This is a genomic window from Nonomuraea sp. NPDC050404, from assembly GCF_040655495.1.
Taxonomy (GTDB): Bacteria; Actinomycetota; Actinomycetes; order Streptosporangiales; family Streptosporangiaceae; genus Nonomuraea.
In genome coordinates, this window is sequence record NZ_JBFAKB010000014.1 from 184,321 (window position 1) to 199,133 (window position 14,813).

At 69.0% G+C, this 14,813-nt stretch carries 16 protein-coding genes and 1 tRNA gene; 8 read left to right on the forward strand and 9 right to left on the reverse strand.

What is annotated here, in order from left to right:
- The first annotated feature begins 4 nt into the window (after window positions 1–4).
- From AB0I81_RS35015 to AB0I81_RS35025, 3 genes are read left to right on the forward strand one after another with little or no spacing between them, the layout of a single operon-like run.
- Window positions 5–1,633: a replication initiator gene (locus AB0I81_RS35015; RefSeq protein WP_360665685.1), complete on the forward strand. Its 1,629-nt coding sequence runs from the start codon at window positions 5–7 to the stop codon at window positions 1,631–1,633.
- A 31-nt stretch (window positions 1,634–1,664) separates the two neighbouring features.
- On the forward strand, window positions 1,665–1,883 hold the full coding sequence (locus AB0I81_RS35020; protein ID WP_360665688.1) for a helix-turn-helix domain-containing protein: 219 nt from the start codon (window positions 1,665–1,667) through the stop codon (window positions 1,881–1,883).
- On the forward strand, window positions 1,883–3,076 hold the full coding sequence (locus AB0I81_RS35025) for a tyrosine-type recombinase/integrase (RefSeq protein ID WP_360665691.1): 1,194 nt from the start codon (window positions 1,883–1,885) through the stop codon (window positions 3,074–3,076). The genes AB0I81_RS35020 and AB0I81_RS35025 overlap by 1 nt, the downstream gene beginning before the upstream one ends.
- A 66-nt stretch (window positions 3,077–3,142) precedes the next feature.
- Here AB0I81_RS35025 and AB0I81_RS35030 read toward each other — a convergent pair.
- A tRNA-Val gene (locus AB0I81_RS35030) sits at window positions 3,143–3,217 on the reverse strand.
- Window positions 3,218–3,675: 458 nt separating this feature from the next.
- On the opposite strand from AB0I81_RS35030, the gene AB0I81_RS35035 reads away from it, so the two are divergent.
- Window positions 3,676–4,092 (forward strand): SsgA family sporulation/cell division regulator, encoded by a 417-nt coding sequence (locus AB0I81_RS35035; RefSeq protein WP_020547189.1) that lies wholly within the window; start codon window positions 3,676–3,678, stop codon window positions 4,090–4,092.
- A 90-nt stretch (window positions 4,093–4,182) separates the two neighbouring features.
- On the opposite strand, the gene AB0I81_RS35040 is transcribed toward AB0I81_RS35035, so the two are convergent.
- Complete coding sequence (locus tag AB0I81_RS35040; RefSeq protein ID WP_360665694.1) at window positions 4,183–4,803, reverse strand: DUF305 domain-containing protein; 621 nt, start codon at window positions 4,801–4,803, stop codon at window positions 4,183–4,185.
- 80 nt (window positions 4,804–4,883) lie between these two features.
- Between AB0I81_RS35040 and AB0I81_RS35045 the strand changes: the two genes are divergently transcribed.
- Window positions 4,884–6,266, forward strand: a complete 1,383-nt coding sequence (locus AB0I81_RS35045; protein WP_360665697.1) for a hypothetical protein — start codon at window positions 4,884–4,886, stop codon at window positions 6,264–6,266.
- Between the two features lie 194 nt (window positions 6,267–6,460).
- On the opposite strand, the gene AB0I81_RS35050 is transcribed toward AB0I81_RS35045, so the two are convergent.
- The 4 genes from AB0I81_RS35050 to AB0I81_RS35065 all read right to left on the reverse strand — a co-directional run bounded on the left by AB0I81_RS35050 (window position 6,461) and on the right by AB0I81_RS35065 (window position 9,869).
- Complete coding sequence (locus AB0I81_RS35050; protein ID WP_360665700.1) at window positions 6,461–6,934, reverse strand: hypothetical protein; 474 nt, start codon at window positions 6,932–6,934, stop codon at window positions 6,461–6,463.
- Between the two features lie 194 nt (window positions 6,935–7,128).
- Window positions 7,129–7,959: an aminotransferase class IV gene (locus AB0I81_RS35055; protein WP_360665703.1), complete on the reverse strand. Its 831-nt coding sequence runs from the start codon at window positions 7,957–7,959 to the stop codon at window positions 7,129–7,131.
- Window positions 7,960–8,985: a chorismate-binding protein gene (locus AB0I81_RS35060; protein ID WP_360665706.1), complete on the reverse strand. Its 1,026-nt coding sequence runs from the start codon at window positions 8,983–8,985 to the stop codon at window positions 7,960–7,962. It abuts the gene before it with no gap.
- On the reverse strand, window positions 8,952–9,869 hold the full coding sequence (locus AB0I81_RS35065) for a LysR family transcriptional regulator (protein WP_360665709.1): 918 nt from the start codon (window positions 9,867–9,869) through the stop codon (window positions 8,952–8,954). Before AB0I81_RS35065 ends, AB0I81_RS35060 begins: the two co-directional genes overlap by 34 nt.
- A gap of 7 nt (window positions 9,870–9,876) precedes the next feature.
- Here AB0I81_RS35065 and AB0I81_RS35070 point away from each other — a divergent pair, with 7 nt between their 5' ends.
- On the forward strand, window positions 9,877–11,094 hold the full coding sequence (locus AB0I81_RS35070; RefSeq protein WP_360665711.1) for a Rid family hydrolase: 1,218 nt from the start codon (window positions 9,877–9,879) through the stop codon (window positions 11,092–11,094).
- Here AB0I81_RS35070 and AB0I81_RS35075 read toward each other — a convergent pair.
- Complete coding sequence (locus tag AB0I81_RS35075) at window positions 11,091–11,423, reverse strand: helix-turn-helix domain-containing protein (RefSeq protein ID WP_360665714.1); 333 nt, start codon at window positions 11,421–11,423, stop codon at window positions 11,091–11,093. The genes AB0I81_RS35070 and AB0I81_RS35075 overlap by 4 nt on opposite strands.
- 159 nt (window positions 11,424–11,582) lie before the next feature.
- Here AB0I81_RS35075 and AB0I81_RS35080 point away from each other — a divergent pair, with 159 nt between their 5' ends.
- Together AB0I81_RS35080 and AB0I81_RS35085 are read left to right on the forward strand one after the other, a co-directional pair.
- The gene (locus AB0I81_RS35080) at window positions 11,583–12,020 is read left to right on the forward strand and encodes an STAS domain-containing protein (RefSeq protein WP_360665717.1); all 438 of its coding nucleotides are present in this window, start codon (window positions 11,583–11,585) and stop codon (window positions 12,018–12,020) included.
- A 72-nt stretch (window positions 12,021–12,092) separates the two neighbouring features.
- Window positions 12,093–12,302, forward strand: a complete 210-nt coding sequence (locus AB0I81_RS35085) for a hypothetical protein (RefSeq protein ID WP_360665720.1) — start codon at window positions 12,093–12,095, stop codon at window positions 12,300–12,302.
- Between the two features lie 85 nt (window positions 12,303–12,387).
- Here AB0I81_RS35085 and hutH read toward each other — a convergent pair whose 3' ends face one another.
- Both hutH and AB0I81_RS35095 read right to left on the reverse strand, forming a co-directional pair.
- Window positions 12,388–13,938: a histidine ammonia-lyase gene (hutH, locus tag AB0I81_RS35090; RefSeq protein ID WP_360665723.1), complete on the reverse strand. Its 1,551-nt coding sequence runs from the start codon at window positions 13,936–13,938 to the stop codon at window positions 12,388–12,390.
- Between the two features lie 16 nt (window positions 13,939–13,954).
- A complete protein-coding gene (locus AB0I81_RS35095; protein WP_360665726.1) occupies window positions 13,955–14,662 on the reverse strand; it encodes a helix-turn-helix domain-containing protein in 708 nt (235 codons plus the stop codon).
- Window positions 14,663–14,813 lie beyond the last annotated feature (151 nt).

Sequence of the window (14,813 nt, forward strand, 5' to 3'; positions counted from 1 at the left end):
AGCCATGCACACCCAGCTCGACATCGCTTCGGCGCTGGCTCTCACCCCCGGGACCGCTTCCCCGGCCCCGAGGGTGGGGGCGAACACCGAACCCCACCCGCTCGACCCCTTCGCCTGCGAAACCCGCCAGCACGTCCGCACCGCCCTGGAACGCGCCGCACGACCCGACTACCCCGACTGGCTCCGCCACGTCGTATCAGCCGCCGCCTGCACCCACCCGATCCGCCTGCACGGCAACCTGGCCACCGTCAACACCCACACCGGCGAAATCCTCGCCTGCCAGCACACCTCAACCCTGCCGGACGGCGTCCTCTACAAAGCCTGCGGCAACCGCCGCCACACCGTCTGCCCCGCCTGCGCCACCACCTACCAACACGACGCCTACCACCTCATCCGCGCCGGACTCATCGGCGGCAAAACCATCCCCGACAGCGTCCGCACCCACCCCGCCGTCTTCGCCACCCTCACCGCCCCCTCCTTCGGCCCCGTCCACACCCGCCACGTGCCCCACCACACCTGCCGCGACAAAACCCGCTGCACCTGCCGCCCCGCCCCCTGCCACGCCCGCCGCGACCACCCGACCTGCCCTCACGGAACCCCACTGGTCTGCTGGCAACGTCACGATGTCAGCGATGAGCTACTCGGCCGGCCGTTGTGTGCCAACTGCTACGACCACGACCACCACGTTGTCTGGAACCACCACGCCGGAGAACTCTGGCGCCGCACCAAACAACACGCCGAACGCCACCTCAATCAACGCGCCCGGCAACGCGGCCTCCCCAAAATCCGGCTCTCCCACGGCAAAGCCGCCGAATACCAAGCACGCGGAGCCGTCCACTTCCACATCCTGCTCCGCCTCGACGGCATCGACCCCGACCAGCCTGACACCATCGCCCCTCCCCCAGACGGCATCACCGCCGACGACATCATTACCGCTGTCACCCTTGCCGCCACCACCATCGCCTACACCACCGGCCCTCATCCCGCCCAGCTTGACGGTTGGCGCATCACCTGGGGTGAGCAGCACGAGATCCGGCCCATCACCCTGTCCGCCACCGGCGACGCTCTCGACGACCAAGCCGTAGCCGCCTACCTGGCCAAGTACTCCACCAAAGGCACCGAAGTCACCGGCCACACCTCCCAGCGGCTCACCGACGCCACCATCACCCTGTACGCCAACCCCACCGGCACCCACCCCGAACGCCTCATTGCTGCCGCCTGGAAACTCGGCCACACTCCCGAATGGGCCGGATTACGCAGGTGGGCCCACATGCTCGGCTTCGGCGGACACTTCCTCACCAAAGCCCGCCGCTACTCCATCACTTTCGGCTCCATCCGCGAAGAACGAGTCGCCTACAGACGCGCACACGCCCTCAACACCGGCCCCCCAAGGGCAGAGGGACACCCCGAGAGAACGCGATTCCAGCGTCAAGCCGCCCTTGACACCAAGACCGAGGAAACCACCCTCGTCATCGGCTTCCTCACCTACGCAGGCACCGGCTGGCACACCACCGGCGACCAACTCCTCGCCAACACGGCAGCGGCACAAGCCCGCGAACGCACCCGAGCAGGACGCGAAGAACTCGCCCACCACACCCGGGAACAGAGTCCGTCCACACCGCTCGCCGCCTGATCAAAACTCAGACCGCGAACGGAGTTCCACCGTGCCAACCACCCGTGACAAGACTGTCGTTTATCCGGGGCAAGCCTTGTACGACGTCGAAGAAACCGTCGTCGTACTTCGCCTGTCCCGTCGATACCTGTACGAACAGATTCGCTCCGGACGCCTGCGCAGCGTCAAGGCCGGACGTGCCCGCCGCGTGCCCGCCTCCGCCATCGCCGAGTACGTCGCCCTCCTCGAACGGGAAGGGCAATCCGTCTGATGACCAAGCGACGAAGCAGGGGAGACGGCGGGCTGTATTGGAGTGAGAGCCGCCAACGCTGGATAGCCGAAGTCACCATCGGGTACACGCCTGCCGGTAAGCGCATCACGAAGAAGGCCGCCGGACGCACCAAGACCGAGGCCAAGACGAAACTCAAGGAAGTCATCCGTGATCTCGATGACGGGCTCACGCCGACCAGTGGTTGTCACGACACCGTCACCACCGCCGTTCGCGACTGGCTGACCTTCGGGTTGTCGGGCCGTGATCCTCAGACGATCGAGACCAAGCGCATCCTTGCCGAGAAGCACATCGTCTCGCGGCTGGGAGCACGGAAGCTCCGCGAGCTGTCGGCCGACGACGTGGATCGATGGCTCGCCGAACGAGCGCGGCACGTCTCCACCCGAACACTGCAAGAGGTGCGCTCGATCCTCAAACGGGCCATCACCAGGGCCCAAGCTCGTGACAAGGTTAAACGGAATGTCGTGTTGCTCTGTGAGCTGCCGAAGGGCAAGCCGGGCCGACCTTCCAAATCCCTGACGCTCACACAGGCTGAGACCGTACTCAAAGCCGCCGAGCAAGCGAAACCTTGGCTTCGGGCGTACGTGACCCTCTCGTTGCTCACAGGTGCTCGTACGGAGGAGCTACGGGAACTCGCCTGGTCGCACGTCGTCGCTTACGACCAAGCTCGCCAGGAGTGGCGGCCGGTGGTCGAGGCCGGATGGGAACATGACGACTTTGCCGTTTACGTCTGGCGGTCGGTCCGTTCCACTGGAGACACCAAGACTCCCAAGTCGCGGCGCACGCTCCAGCTTCCTCATCGTTGCGTGCAAGCCCTGATCGCCCTCTGGGATCGTCTGAAGACCCGTGAGCCCGCGCTGAGCGTCGGTCTGGTGTTCGGCACCCGCAACGGCAGCAAGATGAGCGCGGGCAACGTACGGCGGGAGTTCCGACGAGTGGTTACCCGAGCTGGCCTGATCGCCGCTGACTGGACGCCCAGGGAGATGCGGCATAGCTTCGTCTCGCTGTTGTCAGCGGACGGCGTCCCGGTCGAGAACATTGCCCGGCTGATCGGACACGCCGGAGGGTCGGCCGTCACCGAGAAGGTCTATCGTCACCAGATCAGACCCGTCATCCAGGATGGTGCGACCGTCATGGATCGGATCTTTCCAGGTGAGCCTCACGGAGACCGGTAGTCACTCACTTAGTCACTCGGAAGATCAAAAGGGCCACCTCCCGTGACAGGAGGTGGCCTTTGACCTTGGTGGGCGATACTGGGATCGAACCAGTGACCTCTTCGGTGTGAACGAAGCGCTCTCCCGCTGAGCTAATCGCCCGCCCTGCCGGTCCCTTGCGGTTCCGACGGGGAAAACAATACCGCACTCGTGCAGCCACGGCGAACCGATAGCCCACGGGAACGATCAAGGGGGCCGGGGGTGGCTCGTCAGAGGGATTCGGGTGAAACGCGGCGGTTGCCCATCGGCGCGGCGGGCGTGTGGCATACCATCGTCGTGTCCCGGAAGGCGTCGGCCATGATCTTCCGTGAAAAACGTTCATGGACGGCGCGTCCGGGGCAGGTTCCACAGCACGCAAAACCCTTGCAAATACGACCCGATTGATGCCGTTTAGCCTGGTAGATGCCTAAATGTCCAGCTGTGATCTGCGTTACAGAAGGCCCTAGAAGCGGAATCTTTCCTACAGGTTTCTTCGTTCCGCGTCATAGCTCAGGACGAAGTCCGTCAGAGCAGTGAAAGCCCCGAAGAGGGGACCTACGAACGAAAAGGTTTGGCTGACGATGAACAGCACCACCGTCTCCGCCGAGCTTGGCCTTCGGCTTGTGGTCCCCGACCGTACTACCGTCCCCCTGCTCGCCGGACTGAGTTACACAGCCGACGATCCGTACGCCATCCGCATGGCCTTCCACGTAGGGAACGACGAGCCGGTCGAGTGGATCTTCGCCCGCGAGTTGCTGACCGTGGGCATCGTTAGGCGTGTCGGCGACGGCGACGTGCAGGTCTGGCCCGCACGCGCCGATGGCGAGCGCACGCTCCACATCAGCCTCACCTCTCCGTTCGGGCAGGCGCTCTTCGAAGTGCCGCTGGCCCCGCTCACGGAGTTCCTCCACCGGACCTACGAGAAGGTGCCCGCCGGGCGGGAGACCGACTTCATGGACCTGGACGCCGAGCTGACCAACATGCTCTGGCCGTCCTAGCACCACACGCGCATGCGTCAGTCCTAGCGCCACACGCGCCTGCGTCAAAGGGGGAGGTTCCGCCCGATGGAGCCTCCCCTTCCCCTGTGTCTAGGCCGGGAGTGACTCCAGGACCTCGCGCATGCGGGCGATCTCGATGCTCTGCCCCGAGTACACGTCCTTGGCCAGCAGCCGCATGCGCTGGTCACGCCCCCCTGCCAGCTCCTCCCCCGCCATCTTCACCGCGCCCTCGTGGTGCCTGGTCATGAGCTGCAGGAACAGCCGGTCGAAGGGTCCTCCCCTGGCCGCGCGCAGCGCGTTCAGCTCCTCCTGCGTCGCCATGCCGTAGCTCGCCCCCTGCTCGTGCCCGTGCCCGGCCGGTACGGGGCGGCCCAGTTCGGTCAGCCAGCCGGACATGGCCTTGATCTCCGGGTTCTGGGCGGCGGCGATCTGGCGGGCGAAGGCGCGGATGGACGCCGTGGTCGTACGGGCCTCCACCAGGGACGTCATCTCCAGGGCCTGCCGGTGGTGCGGGATCATGCCCTCCGCGAAACGCACGTCGGAGGCCACCGTGGGCGAGGGCGTCTGCCCCACCCGCTCCCCCGGCGTGGCCGTACGGGCCGGTGAGCCCGGTTGGCCCGGCACGATGACCGGCGCCTGCGTGCCCACGGGGTTCGGCCCCACGGGCCGTGCGGGCTGCTGGGAGCAGGCAACGAGGGTCAATGTCGCCATAACCGTAATGAAGACCGTACGCGGCCCATAACCTCCTGACATAGCTTCCATAGTGAGCTACTAGACAAAGGGGATGCGCGTTGATCTCTGCCAAGATGCGCGGAGCGTTGTTGTGTGCGGTGCTGTTGCTGGTCTCCGCATGCGCGGCGGGACCGTCGGCGGAGCCGGCGCCCGCCACCAGTTCGCAGAGCAGCGGCGCGCCGGCCACCACGTCCGCCACGCCGCCCGAGAACGGCGTGATGAAGAGCGACAACATCAGGCACGTCGCCAACATGCCGCTGACGGCCCCGTTCGACGGCGAGGACGACCTCAACACCGACCTGGCCTTCCAGGGCGACCACGTCTATGTGGGGAACTTCGGCGGCTTCTCGATCTACGACATCAGCGACCCGGCCAAGCCCCAGCTGGTCAGCCAGGTGGCCTGCCCCGCGCAGCAGAACGACGTGACGATCTACGGGAACCTGCTGGTCCTGTCGATCGACGAGCCGCGCGGCGGCCCGGAGTGCGACTCGGGCGACGGCGAGCGGAAGTGGGAGGGCCTGCGGATCTTCGACGTCAGCGACAAGAAGAGCCCCGAGTACGTCGGCGCGGTCCAGACCGAGTGCGGCTCGCACACGCACACGATGGTCCCGAATGGTGAGACGCTGTACGTGTACGTCTCCTCCCCCGGCCCCGAGCCGGACTCGGCGACCTGCCCGGCGCCGCACGAACTCATCCAGATCGTCGAGATCCCCACGAAGTCGCCGCAGTCCGCGAAGGTCGTGGCGAAGCCTGACATCTTCCCGGATCGCCAGCAGTCCGACTTCGCCTCCGGCTGCCACGACATCACCGCCTACCCGGAGAAGAAGCTGGCCGCGGCCGCCTGCTTCGGCGACGGCGTGCTGCTCGACATCTCCGACCCGGTCAAGCCGAAGGTGCTGCAGCAGCTCACCGACACGGAGAACTTCCAGATCTGGCACTCGGCGACGTTCAACAACGACGGCACGAAGATCGTCTTCAGCGATGAGTTGGGCGGCGGCGGCCAGGCCACCTGCGACCGCAACACCCCGGACACCAAAGGCGCGAACGCCGTCTACGACCTGGTCGGCGGCAAGCTGGAGAAGCGCGGGTACTTCAAGATCCCCCGGGAGCAGCAGGAGGAGGAGAACTGCGTGGCCCACAACGGCTCGCTGATCCCGGTGCAGGACAAGGACATCATGGTGCAGTCGTGGTATCAGGGCGGCGTGTCAGTCTGGGACTTCACCGACTCGGCGAACCCGAAGGAGATCGGCTTCTTCGAGCGCGGGCCGCACGAGAGCGGCGGCCTGGCCGGCTCGTGGTCGGCCTACTACTACAACGGCTACATCTACTCCAGCGACATCACCGAGGGCCTGGACGTGCTGGAGATCACCGACCCGCTCACCGACCCGGCCAAGCAGGTCAAGATGGACGACTTCAACGTGCAAACCCAGAAGACCTACTAACCCCATCATTCATTACGGCCGGCCAACTGAACTCCACCCGCCGCCCCGCCCTGACGCCCTTCCAGGGAGACGCTCCGCCGCCTCACCGCCGCGCCGCCGTGACGCGCGCAAGGCCGGCCGGCGACGTGGTGCCCTGTCGCCCGTCTTCGCGGCGGGCGACAGGGCACCACGCGCCCCCTGCTGGTCGACGCCGGTCAGGAAGCCGGCCAGCAGGTCGGGGACCGGGCCGCCGCCCTCGCGATCGCGGCCCCGTCCAGGGTGACGGCCGTGGGTGCGATGCGGGCCCACGGCCATTCCATGACGAGCTGAAAATCCTCGGCCGGTGGCAGCGGAAACAGCCACAACGGCATCTGATAAAGCGTGAACGCGGCATCTCCGCGCACCCCTCCGGGAAACCAGGAAAGGCACGGCGGCGCACAATCGCGATCATCGCCGGAGGCGACTTCGACGCCGTCCGGGTAGTGCAGCGCGATATGCAGCGACGTGCTCTCCTCACCGGAGAACGCGGCGTCGAGTTGTACCGCCAGGCCGCGCGGAGCAGCGGCGTTACGTGCTACGACGTCGAGGCTCAGCAGGCAGCCGACGTCGTAGGCGGCGATCATCGGAAGCAGGACGGCGAGCGCTGGAGTGCGTGCGAGCACGCGCTCCACGGTCACGATCGCGCCCATTCTTGAAATCGGCGGCACTGGCGCGCCGCCATCCCCACTCATCAAGAACTCTCATCATGTCCGGGCGAATCTGCAGCGAAAGCGTAACGCCGCTTTCCAGGGACACGAAGGCATATGCGGAAAATGTAGGGCGAATGTAGAGCCCGAAACCCGACCGGACCGGCTGTCACATTCGCCCCGCATGATCGGCCGGGTTACGGGTTCAGGTCCTCGGCGGAGCGCTCGGCGAAGATGCGCATGGCCTTGGTGGTGATCGGGCCGGGCGCGGACGGGAGCACCGTGTCGTCGACCAGCTTGATCGGCTGGACGTCGCGCGTGGTGGAGGTGAGGAACGCCTCCTCGGCCTCGTACAGCGCCTGGAGGGGTACGTCGGTCTCCGCGGCGTCGCACCACTCGGCCACCAGCGCCCGGGTGACGCCGGCCAGGCAGCCGGACTCGATGGTGGGGGTGAGCAGGCGGCCGTCCCGCACGATGAAGATGTTGGAGCCGGTGCCCTCGCACAGGTTGCCCGCGAGGTTGCCGAAGATGGCCTCGCCACCGCCGCGCTTCTTGGCGTACAGCAGGGCCTTGGCGTTGTCCCCGTAGGAGGTGCTCTTGACGCCCGCGAGGGCGCCGCGCTCGTTGCGCGGCCACGGCACGACGGTCACGCTGGCCGTGGCGGGGAACGGCTTCTGCTCGTCCACGATGACGACGGAGGTGGTGCCCTGGTCGCCGCGGTCGGAGCCGAGGGGGCCGGGACCGCTGGTGTAAGTGACGCGGATGCGGCCCAGCGCCCACGCGGGTGCCGCCTCCAGGAGCTTGCCGATGCCGTCGGCGATGGCCTCGACGTCGGGGTCGGGCAGGTCCATGCGCTGGGCGGAGAGCGTGAGCCGGTCGAGGTGCCGGGTGAGCGCGAACGACCTCCCGTTCACGATCTTGATGGTCTCGAAGACGCCGTCACCGACCATCAGCCCGTGGTCGAACACCGACACGGTCGCCTGCGCGGGGTCGAGCAGTTCCCCGTTGACCCAGACAGGGATGTTCATTCAGATTCCTCCTGTGGATGCCAGTGCGATCAGCCTGGCTGCTTTGAGCTCGGTTTCGAGCCATTCGCGCCCGGGGTCGCTGCCCCAGGTGATGCCCGCTCCCGTGCCGAAACGGATCTCGCTCTGCCGGTGGTCCAGCGAGGAGATCCAGAATGTTCTGATGCCTACGGCCAGCGCCGCCCTGCCTCGGTCGGCGTCGACCCAGCCCACGGCTCCACAGTACGGGCCGCGGGGTGCAGCTTCGAGCTCATCGATGATCCGCAGAGCCGACGATTTGGGGGCACCCGTGACAGATCCGGGCGGGAAAGTCGCCCCGAACAGCTCCGGCCAGCCCACTCCGGGCGCGAGCCTGGCGCGCACGGTGGAGACGAGGTGGACCAGCCCGGGGTGCTCCTCGACCGCGCACAACGACGGCACTTCCACCGACCCGACGTCCGCGACCCTGCCCAGGTCGTTGCGGACCAGGTCGACGATCATGACGTTCTCGGCGTAGTCCTTCTCCAGCAGGTCGTCCGCGGTGGCGCCGGTGCCCTTGATGGGCCGCGACTCCACGGTGTCGCCGTCGCGCGAGAGGTAGAGCTCCGGCGAGGCCGAGACCACGCTCAGCCCGGGGATCCGGATCACGGCCGCGTACGGGGCGGGGTTGCCCTCGGCGAGCCTGGCCGCCAGGGCGAGCGGGTCGGCGTCGTGCGGGACGGGCGCGGTCAGCACCCGGCACAAATTGGCCTGGTAGACCTCGCCCTGCTCGATGTGGGAACGGATGGCGCGCACGCCGCGCTCGTAGGCGGCCCGGTCGAGCGAACTGCGCCACTGGTCGGGGCGGGGACCGTGCCAGGGGGCGGCCGGCGCGGGCAGGGGCGCCCGCCGCACCCGGTCGAACCGGGCGCACGTCACCTTGCCCTCGTAGTCCACGACGACAGCCCACCAGCCCTCGCCGTCGAGCGCGGCGAGGTCCGAGGTCACCTCACGCAGCCCGGTGGCCAGGAAGTTGCCTAAGTGGGCGAAACCGTCGTACACACGTCCCATTCTCCCAGCATCTCGACCAACTCCTGCGCGGCGGGCAGTGGCGTCTCGGGCAGGGCCGCGTAGACCCTGCGTACGGGCACCGTACCCATCAGAGGTCTGAGCACCAGATCGGCCGGTACGGCCCGCGCCGCGAGCTCCGGCACCAGCGTCACCCCGAGCCCGGCGGCGACGAATCCGAACTTGCCCGACCATTCCGCCACCCGCAGGCCGCCGCGCGGCGCGAATCCGGCCGCCGCGCACGCCGTGGCCAGCAGCGTCGGCTGCCCGCGCGGCGCGGCCTCGATCCAGGTCTCGCCGGCCAGGTCGCGCAGGTCCACCTCCGGCTCGGCGGCCAGCCGGTGCCCGGCGGGCAGCGCGACCAGCAGCCGGTCCTCGCCCAGCGGCACGGCCCGCGCCGCCTCGGCGGGCAGCCCGGCCGGGTAGTCGCTGATCACGGCCACGTCGAGCGCCCCGGCGTGCAGCCGTTCCAGCAGCCGGGCGCTGAGCCCCTCGGTCAGGCGCAGCTCGACGTGCGGCCGGCGGCTCACGAACCGCTTGAGCGCACGGGGCACCAGGTCGACGTTGGCCGTGGCGAACGCGCCCACCCGCAGCACGCCGCCCTGCCCCCGGTGGATGGCGGCCAGTTCCTCGCCCGCGCGGCCGAGCCGGTCGAGTACGGCGACGGCGTGCCGGTGCAGGGCCGTCCCGGCGGGCGTCAGGCGCACGCCGCGGGCCAGGCGCTCGAACAGCGGCCCTCCGGCGGCGCGTTCGAGGGCGGCGATGCGGCGGGAGACCGCGGACTGGGTGTATCCGAGCAGCTCGGCGGCGGCGGTGAAGGACCCGCTCCTGGCGACCTCGTCGAAGAGGCGCAGCGCGCCGGTGTCGAAGGCATTCGTTTCAGGCATGGCTGACATGCAATCTAGTCGCTTGTGGAATGTCTCGCGCACGGCTTCACTGAGGCACGTGATTGCTTTTCTTGGACAGGGACGCATGGGCGTCCCCATGGCCCGGCGTCTTGAGGCGGCCGGGCACGAGGTGACGACGTGGCGGCGGGCGGACGGCGTACCGGTGGCCGGCGCGGTGAAGGGCGCGGAGCTGGTCATCACGATGCTCAGCGATCCGGCGGCGGTGCGGGAGGTGCTGACCTCGGCACTGCCGGGGCTGGCGCCGGGTGCGACGGTGGTGGAGATGTCCACGATCGGGCCGGAGGCGGTGCGGGAACTGCGCGCGCTGCTCCCGGCGGAGGTGGCGCTGGTGGACGCGCCGGTGCTGGGCAGCGTGGGTCCTGCGGCTGAAGGGAAGCTGACCGTGCTCGCCGGTGGCGACCTGTCGGGTTGCCGCGAGGTGCTGTCGGCGTTCGGGACGGTGCGCGAGCTGGGGCCGCTGGGGTCCGGCGCGGCCATGAAGATCGCCGTCATGAGCGCGCTCGTGCCCGTCCAGGTGCTGCTGGCCGAGACGTTCGGGTACGCCGAGGCGCACGGCGTGGACCGTGGCGCGCTGGTCGAGGTGCTGTCGGGCACCCCCTTGGGCCAGCTGGCCGAGCGGCTGCGCGAGCCCTCCGCGCAGACCCGGTACTCACTCGCGCACGCCGCCAAGGACCTGGAGCTCGGGGCATGGGAGGGCGCCTCGATGGCCACGGCGGCCAGGGCGCGGCTGCAGGAGGCCCGGGCGGCCGGGCTGGGCGGGCGCGACCTTACGGCCATCGCGGAACACGTCGCCGGGGCGCTCGAAGGTGGCGGGCGGGCGGTGCCGCTCAATCTCTCGACGATCCCCGCGACGAACGGCTACTACTCGCACGCCGTCCGCGTGGGCGACACACTGCACATCTCCGGCCAGGCCGCCTTCGACGAGCGGGGTGAGGTGGTCGGCGAGGGCTCGATGACGGCCCAGGCCGAGCACGTCTTCCAGGTCATCTCACGCATCCTCGCCGACCAGGGGGCCACCTGGGAGGACGTGGCGTTCATCAGGACGTACCTGACGAACATGGACGACCGCTTCGAGTACGGGCAGGTGCGCAGGAAGTACATCACCGGCACGCCTCCGGCCAGCACGACCGTGGAGGTGCCGAAGTTGTTCATGCCGGGCCTGCTGCTGGAGGTGGAACTGGTGGTGGCGCTGCCCGCCCGCTAGCCGGGCGGCGCCTGGGCGCCGGACTTCGGCAGATCGTGCTGGGCGAACATGTCGATCAGGAGGCGGACCGGCAGGTTCGCCTCCGTCCGGTAGCGGAAGTGCGCGTCGAGGTTGAGGCTGTACTCATTGCGCCGGCCCACCCGATCGATGGTGACATAACCGGCCTGGTGCAGATCGGACACGATGCCCTGGACGGCCCGGTCGGTGATGCCGATGCTGGCGGCCATGTCGCGGACCCGCGCCTGAGGGTCGCGGGCGATCTCCAGCAGCACGCGGGCATGGTGGGTCAGGAAGGTCCACGTGCCGGGACGGTTGACGGACGTACTCACGAACCCTCACTTCTACCAGACTCGCGCGCCGGCGCCGATGACACGGCCGGGCACCTGCGCAATAATGATCACACGAAGAAGACTTCCGGTAATATCTTTCGCGCATTATGCTTCAGAAGAGGAGAATCGAGACACACCTCCATGCTCAAGAAGGACGCCATGCACGTTCACTCCGCTCGTCTGCCTGGCGACAACCCCGAACCCGCCAGGACACCCCTGACGTTGGGCTGCCACCGCCTGGACGGTGGCGTACTGATCACTGTGATCGGCGAGGTGGACACGACCAACGCCGGCCAGTTGGAGAGCTACATCCGGCGGCGGATGTTGCCGGGCATGCCGGTCGTGATCGACTGCCGGCTGCTGACGTTCATGGAGAGCAGCGGCCTGCGCGCCCTGACGAACCTCCACACGGCGCTGACCGAGCAGGGCTCGACCCTGCATCTGGCGGGCGTGCACGGCATCCCGGCCCGGCTCCTGCGCGTCACCGGCATGTGGCCGCTGCTGAACATCCACGCCGGCACGGCCGACGCCATGCTCGGCCTCCTCAGCCCCGGGCGTCCCACGCGCACGGGCGATGACGTGCCGCAAGCCTGTTGAACGGTTTCAACGCGTTCTTTCTGGAAAGAAGCCTGCGCGATTACGGCTGGTTGACTTGTCCCGGGAGATCCCATGCTCATGCCCACCGCCCCCACCCCTTTTGAGTCGACCAAGAGTGACCGGCCCGCTACCGTGAGCCGACGACGCGGGCCTCGGGTGCTCTGTTCCGGCGATCCGTTCGATCTGACCGGCAGTGCCCATATGTGGAATGAGTTCGGCGAGGACAACCAGGGCACGATCTACCGTTGCGAGATCTGCGGCGTGATGGACGTGAGCACCTGACCGACGCGGGATCTGCGGCGTGATGGACGTGGGCGCCTAACCGAGTTCGCCCCTGACCGAGCCCGCACTTGACGAGAGGCCGTACCTAAGCGAGCGGGCCCGTGATCGTCTCCGCCGCCGCGACGACGCCGCCATCGGCCACCAGCCGCACGGCGGAGTCGATCTCCGGCGCCAGGAACCGGTCGGGGCCCGGCGCGGGCACGGTCTCGCGCAGCGCCCTGACCACGGCACCGGTGGCGGGGGCGGGCTCCAGCGGGGCGCGCAGGTCGAGCGCGCGGGCGGCGGTGAGCACCTCGATCGCCAGCACTCTGGTCAGCCCGTCCACGGACCTGCGCAACTTGCGGGCGGCCGACCAGCCCATGGACACGTGGTCCTCCTGCATGGCCGAGCTGGGGATGGAGTCCACGCTGGCGGGCACGGCCAGCCGCTTCAGCTCCGAGACGACGGCCGCCTGGGTGTACTGGGCGATCATGTGGCCGGAGTCCACGCCCGGATCGTCGGCCAGGAACGCGGGCAGCCCGTGGTTGCGCGCCACGTCCAGGAAACGGTCGGTGCGCCGCTCGGACATCGAGGCCAGGTCCGCCGCCACGACGGCGAGGAAGTCCAGCACGTACGCCACGGGCGCGCCGTGGAAGTTGCCGTTCGACTCAACCCGCCCGTCGGCCAGCACGGCCGGGTTGTCGATGGCGCTGGCCAGCTCCCGCTCCGCCACGGTGGCGGCGTGCGCGATCGTGTCGCGGGCGGCCCCGGCCACCTGGGGCGCGCAGCGCAGGGAGTAGGCGTCCTGGACCCGGGTGCAGTCCGCCGGGTCGCGGTGGCTGGCCATGACGCCCGAGTCCCGCAGCACCTTCGTCATGTTGGCGGCCGAGAGCGCCTGGCCGGGATGCGGCCGCAGGGCCTGCAGTTCGGGGGCGAAGACGCGGTCGGTGCCCAGCAGCCCCTCCACGCTCATCGCGGCGCTCACGTCGGCGGTCCTGACCAGCCGGGTGAGGTCGTCGATGGCCAGGATGAGCATGCCGAGCATGCCGTCCGTGCCGTTGATCAGCGCCAGGCCCTCCTTGGCGGCCAGCTCGACCGGGTCGATCCTGGCCTGCTTGAGCGCCTCGGCCGCCGGCTGCACGGTGCCCGACGCGTCCCGTACGACGCCTTCGCCCATGAGCGTGAGCGCCACGTGGGCCAGCGGCGCCAGGTCGCCGGAGCAACCGAGGCTGCCGTACTCGTGCACGATAGGGGTGATGCCCGCGCTGAGCAGCGCGGCCAGGGTCTTGGCGGTGGTCGGCCTGATGCCGGTGTGGCCGGTGGCCAGGGTGCTCAGGCGCAGCAGCATGAGCGCGCGGACCACCTCGGTCTCCACCTCGGGGCCGCTGCCGGCCGCGTGCGAGCGCACCAGCGAGCGCTGCAACTGCGCGCGCAGCGCCGGGTCGATGTGGCGGGTGGCCAGCGCGCCGAACCCCGTCGAGATGCCGTACGCCGGCACCGGGCTCTCGGCCAGCTCGTTCACCCGCTGGCGGGCCGCCGCGATGGCGGCGATGGCGTCGTCCGTGAGCTGGACGGAGGCTCCGTGTCGGGCCACTTTGATGACGTCGTCGAAGGTCAGCGGCTCCGGACCGACGTTCACGACCCCGTTGTCGCGCATGTTGCGTCTCTCTCGCTTAGGTAACCGGCGTAACCGATGTTAGCTCCTTACTCCGGAACAACGCCGACAGCCCCTGCCTGCCTTCCTCGGTGAGCACCACCGCCCTGGGCACGCTCCCCCGCCGGTACCATCCCCGCTCGAACAGCACCTCCGTGATCGCCGCGCCCAGCGCCCCGCCGAGGTGCGACCTGCGCTCGGTCCAGTCCAGGCATTCCGGTGCGAACCGCCTCCTGGACCTGCGCGCCCCCGCCACGTCCACACCCAGCCCCGCCAGCAGTCGCTCCCCCGCCGCCGTCACGTCGTGCCCGTCGTAGTAGCCGCCCTCCTTGAGGCGGTCCAGCAGGCCCACGCCCGCCCGTCCCGCGAGGTGGTCATAGCAGGTACGGGCCTCCTCCAGCAGCCTGGCCTGCCTGGACTGGCGCAGCGAGCGCACCGGCGGGCGGGCGCTGATCCTGGCCAGCACCTCCAGCACCTCGGCGATCTCGTGGCCGGCCAGGCGGTAGTAGCGGTGGCGGCCCTGGCGTACGACGTCCACGAGGCCGCCTTCGAGCAGCTTGGCCAGGTGGGCGCTGGCGGTGGCGGCACTCACCCCCGCCACCCTGGCCAGTTCGCCCGCTGCCAGCGCCCGGCCGCCGAGCAGGGCGGTCAGGATCGCGGCCCGGGTGGGGTCGGCGATCAGGGCGGCGACGGGGGCGATGTCGGCGTCACGGGCGATGGGCTCCATACCTTCGACGCTAATACACCGACATTTCGCCCGTCATCGAAGGGTGGACACCGTTCAAAGGCAAGCGACCGTCCGGGGCCGGTGACCGTCCAAAGGCGAGCGACCGTCCAGAGTCGGTGACCGTCCGAAGATGGGCGACCGTCCGAAGATG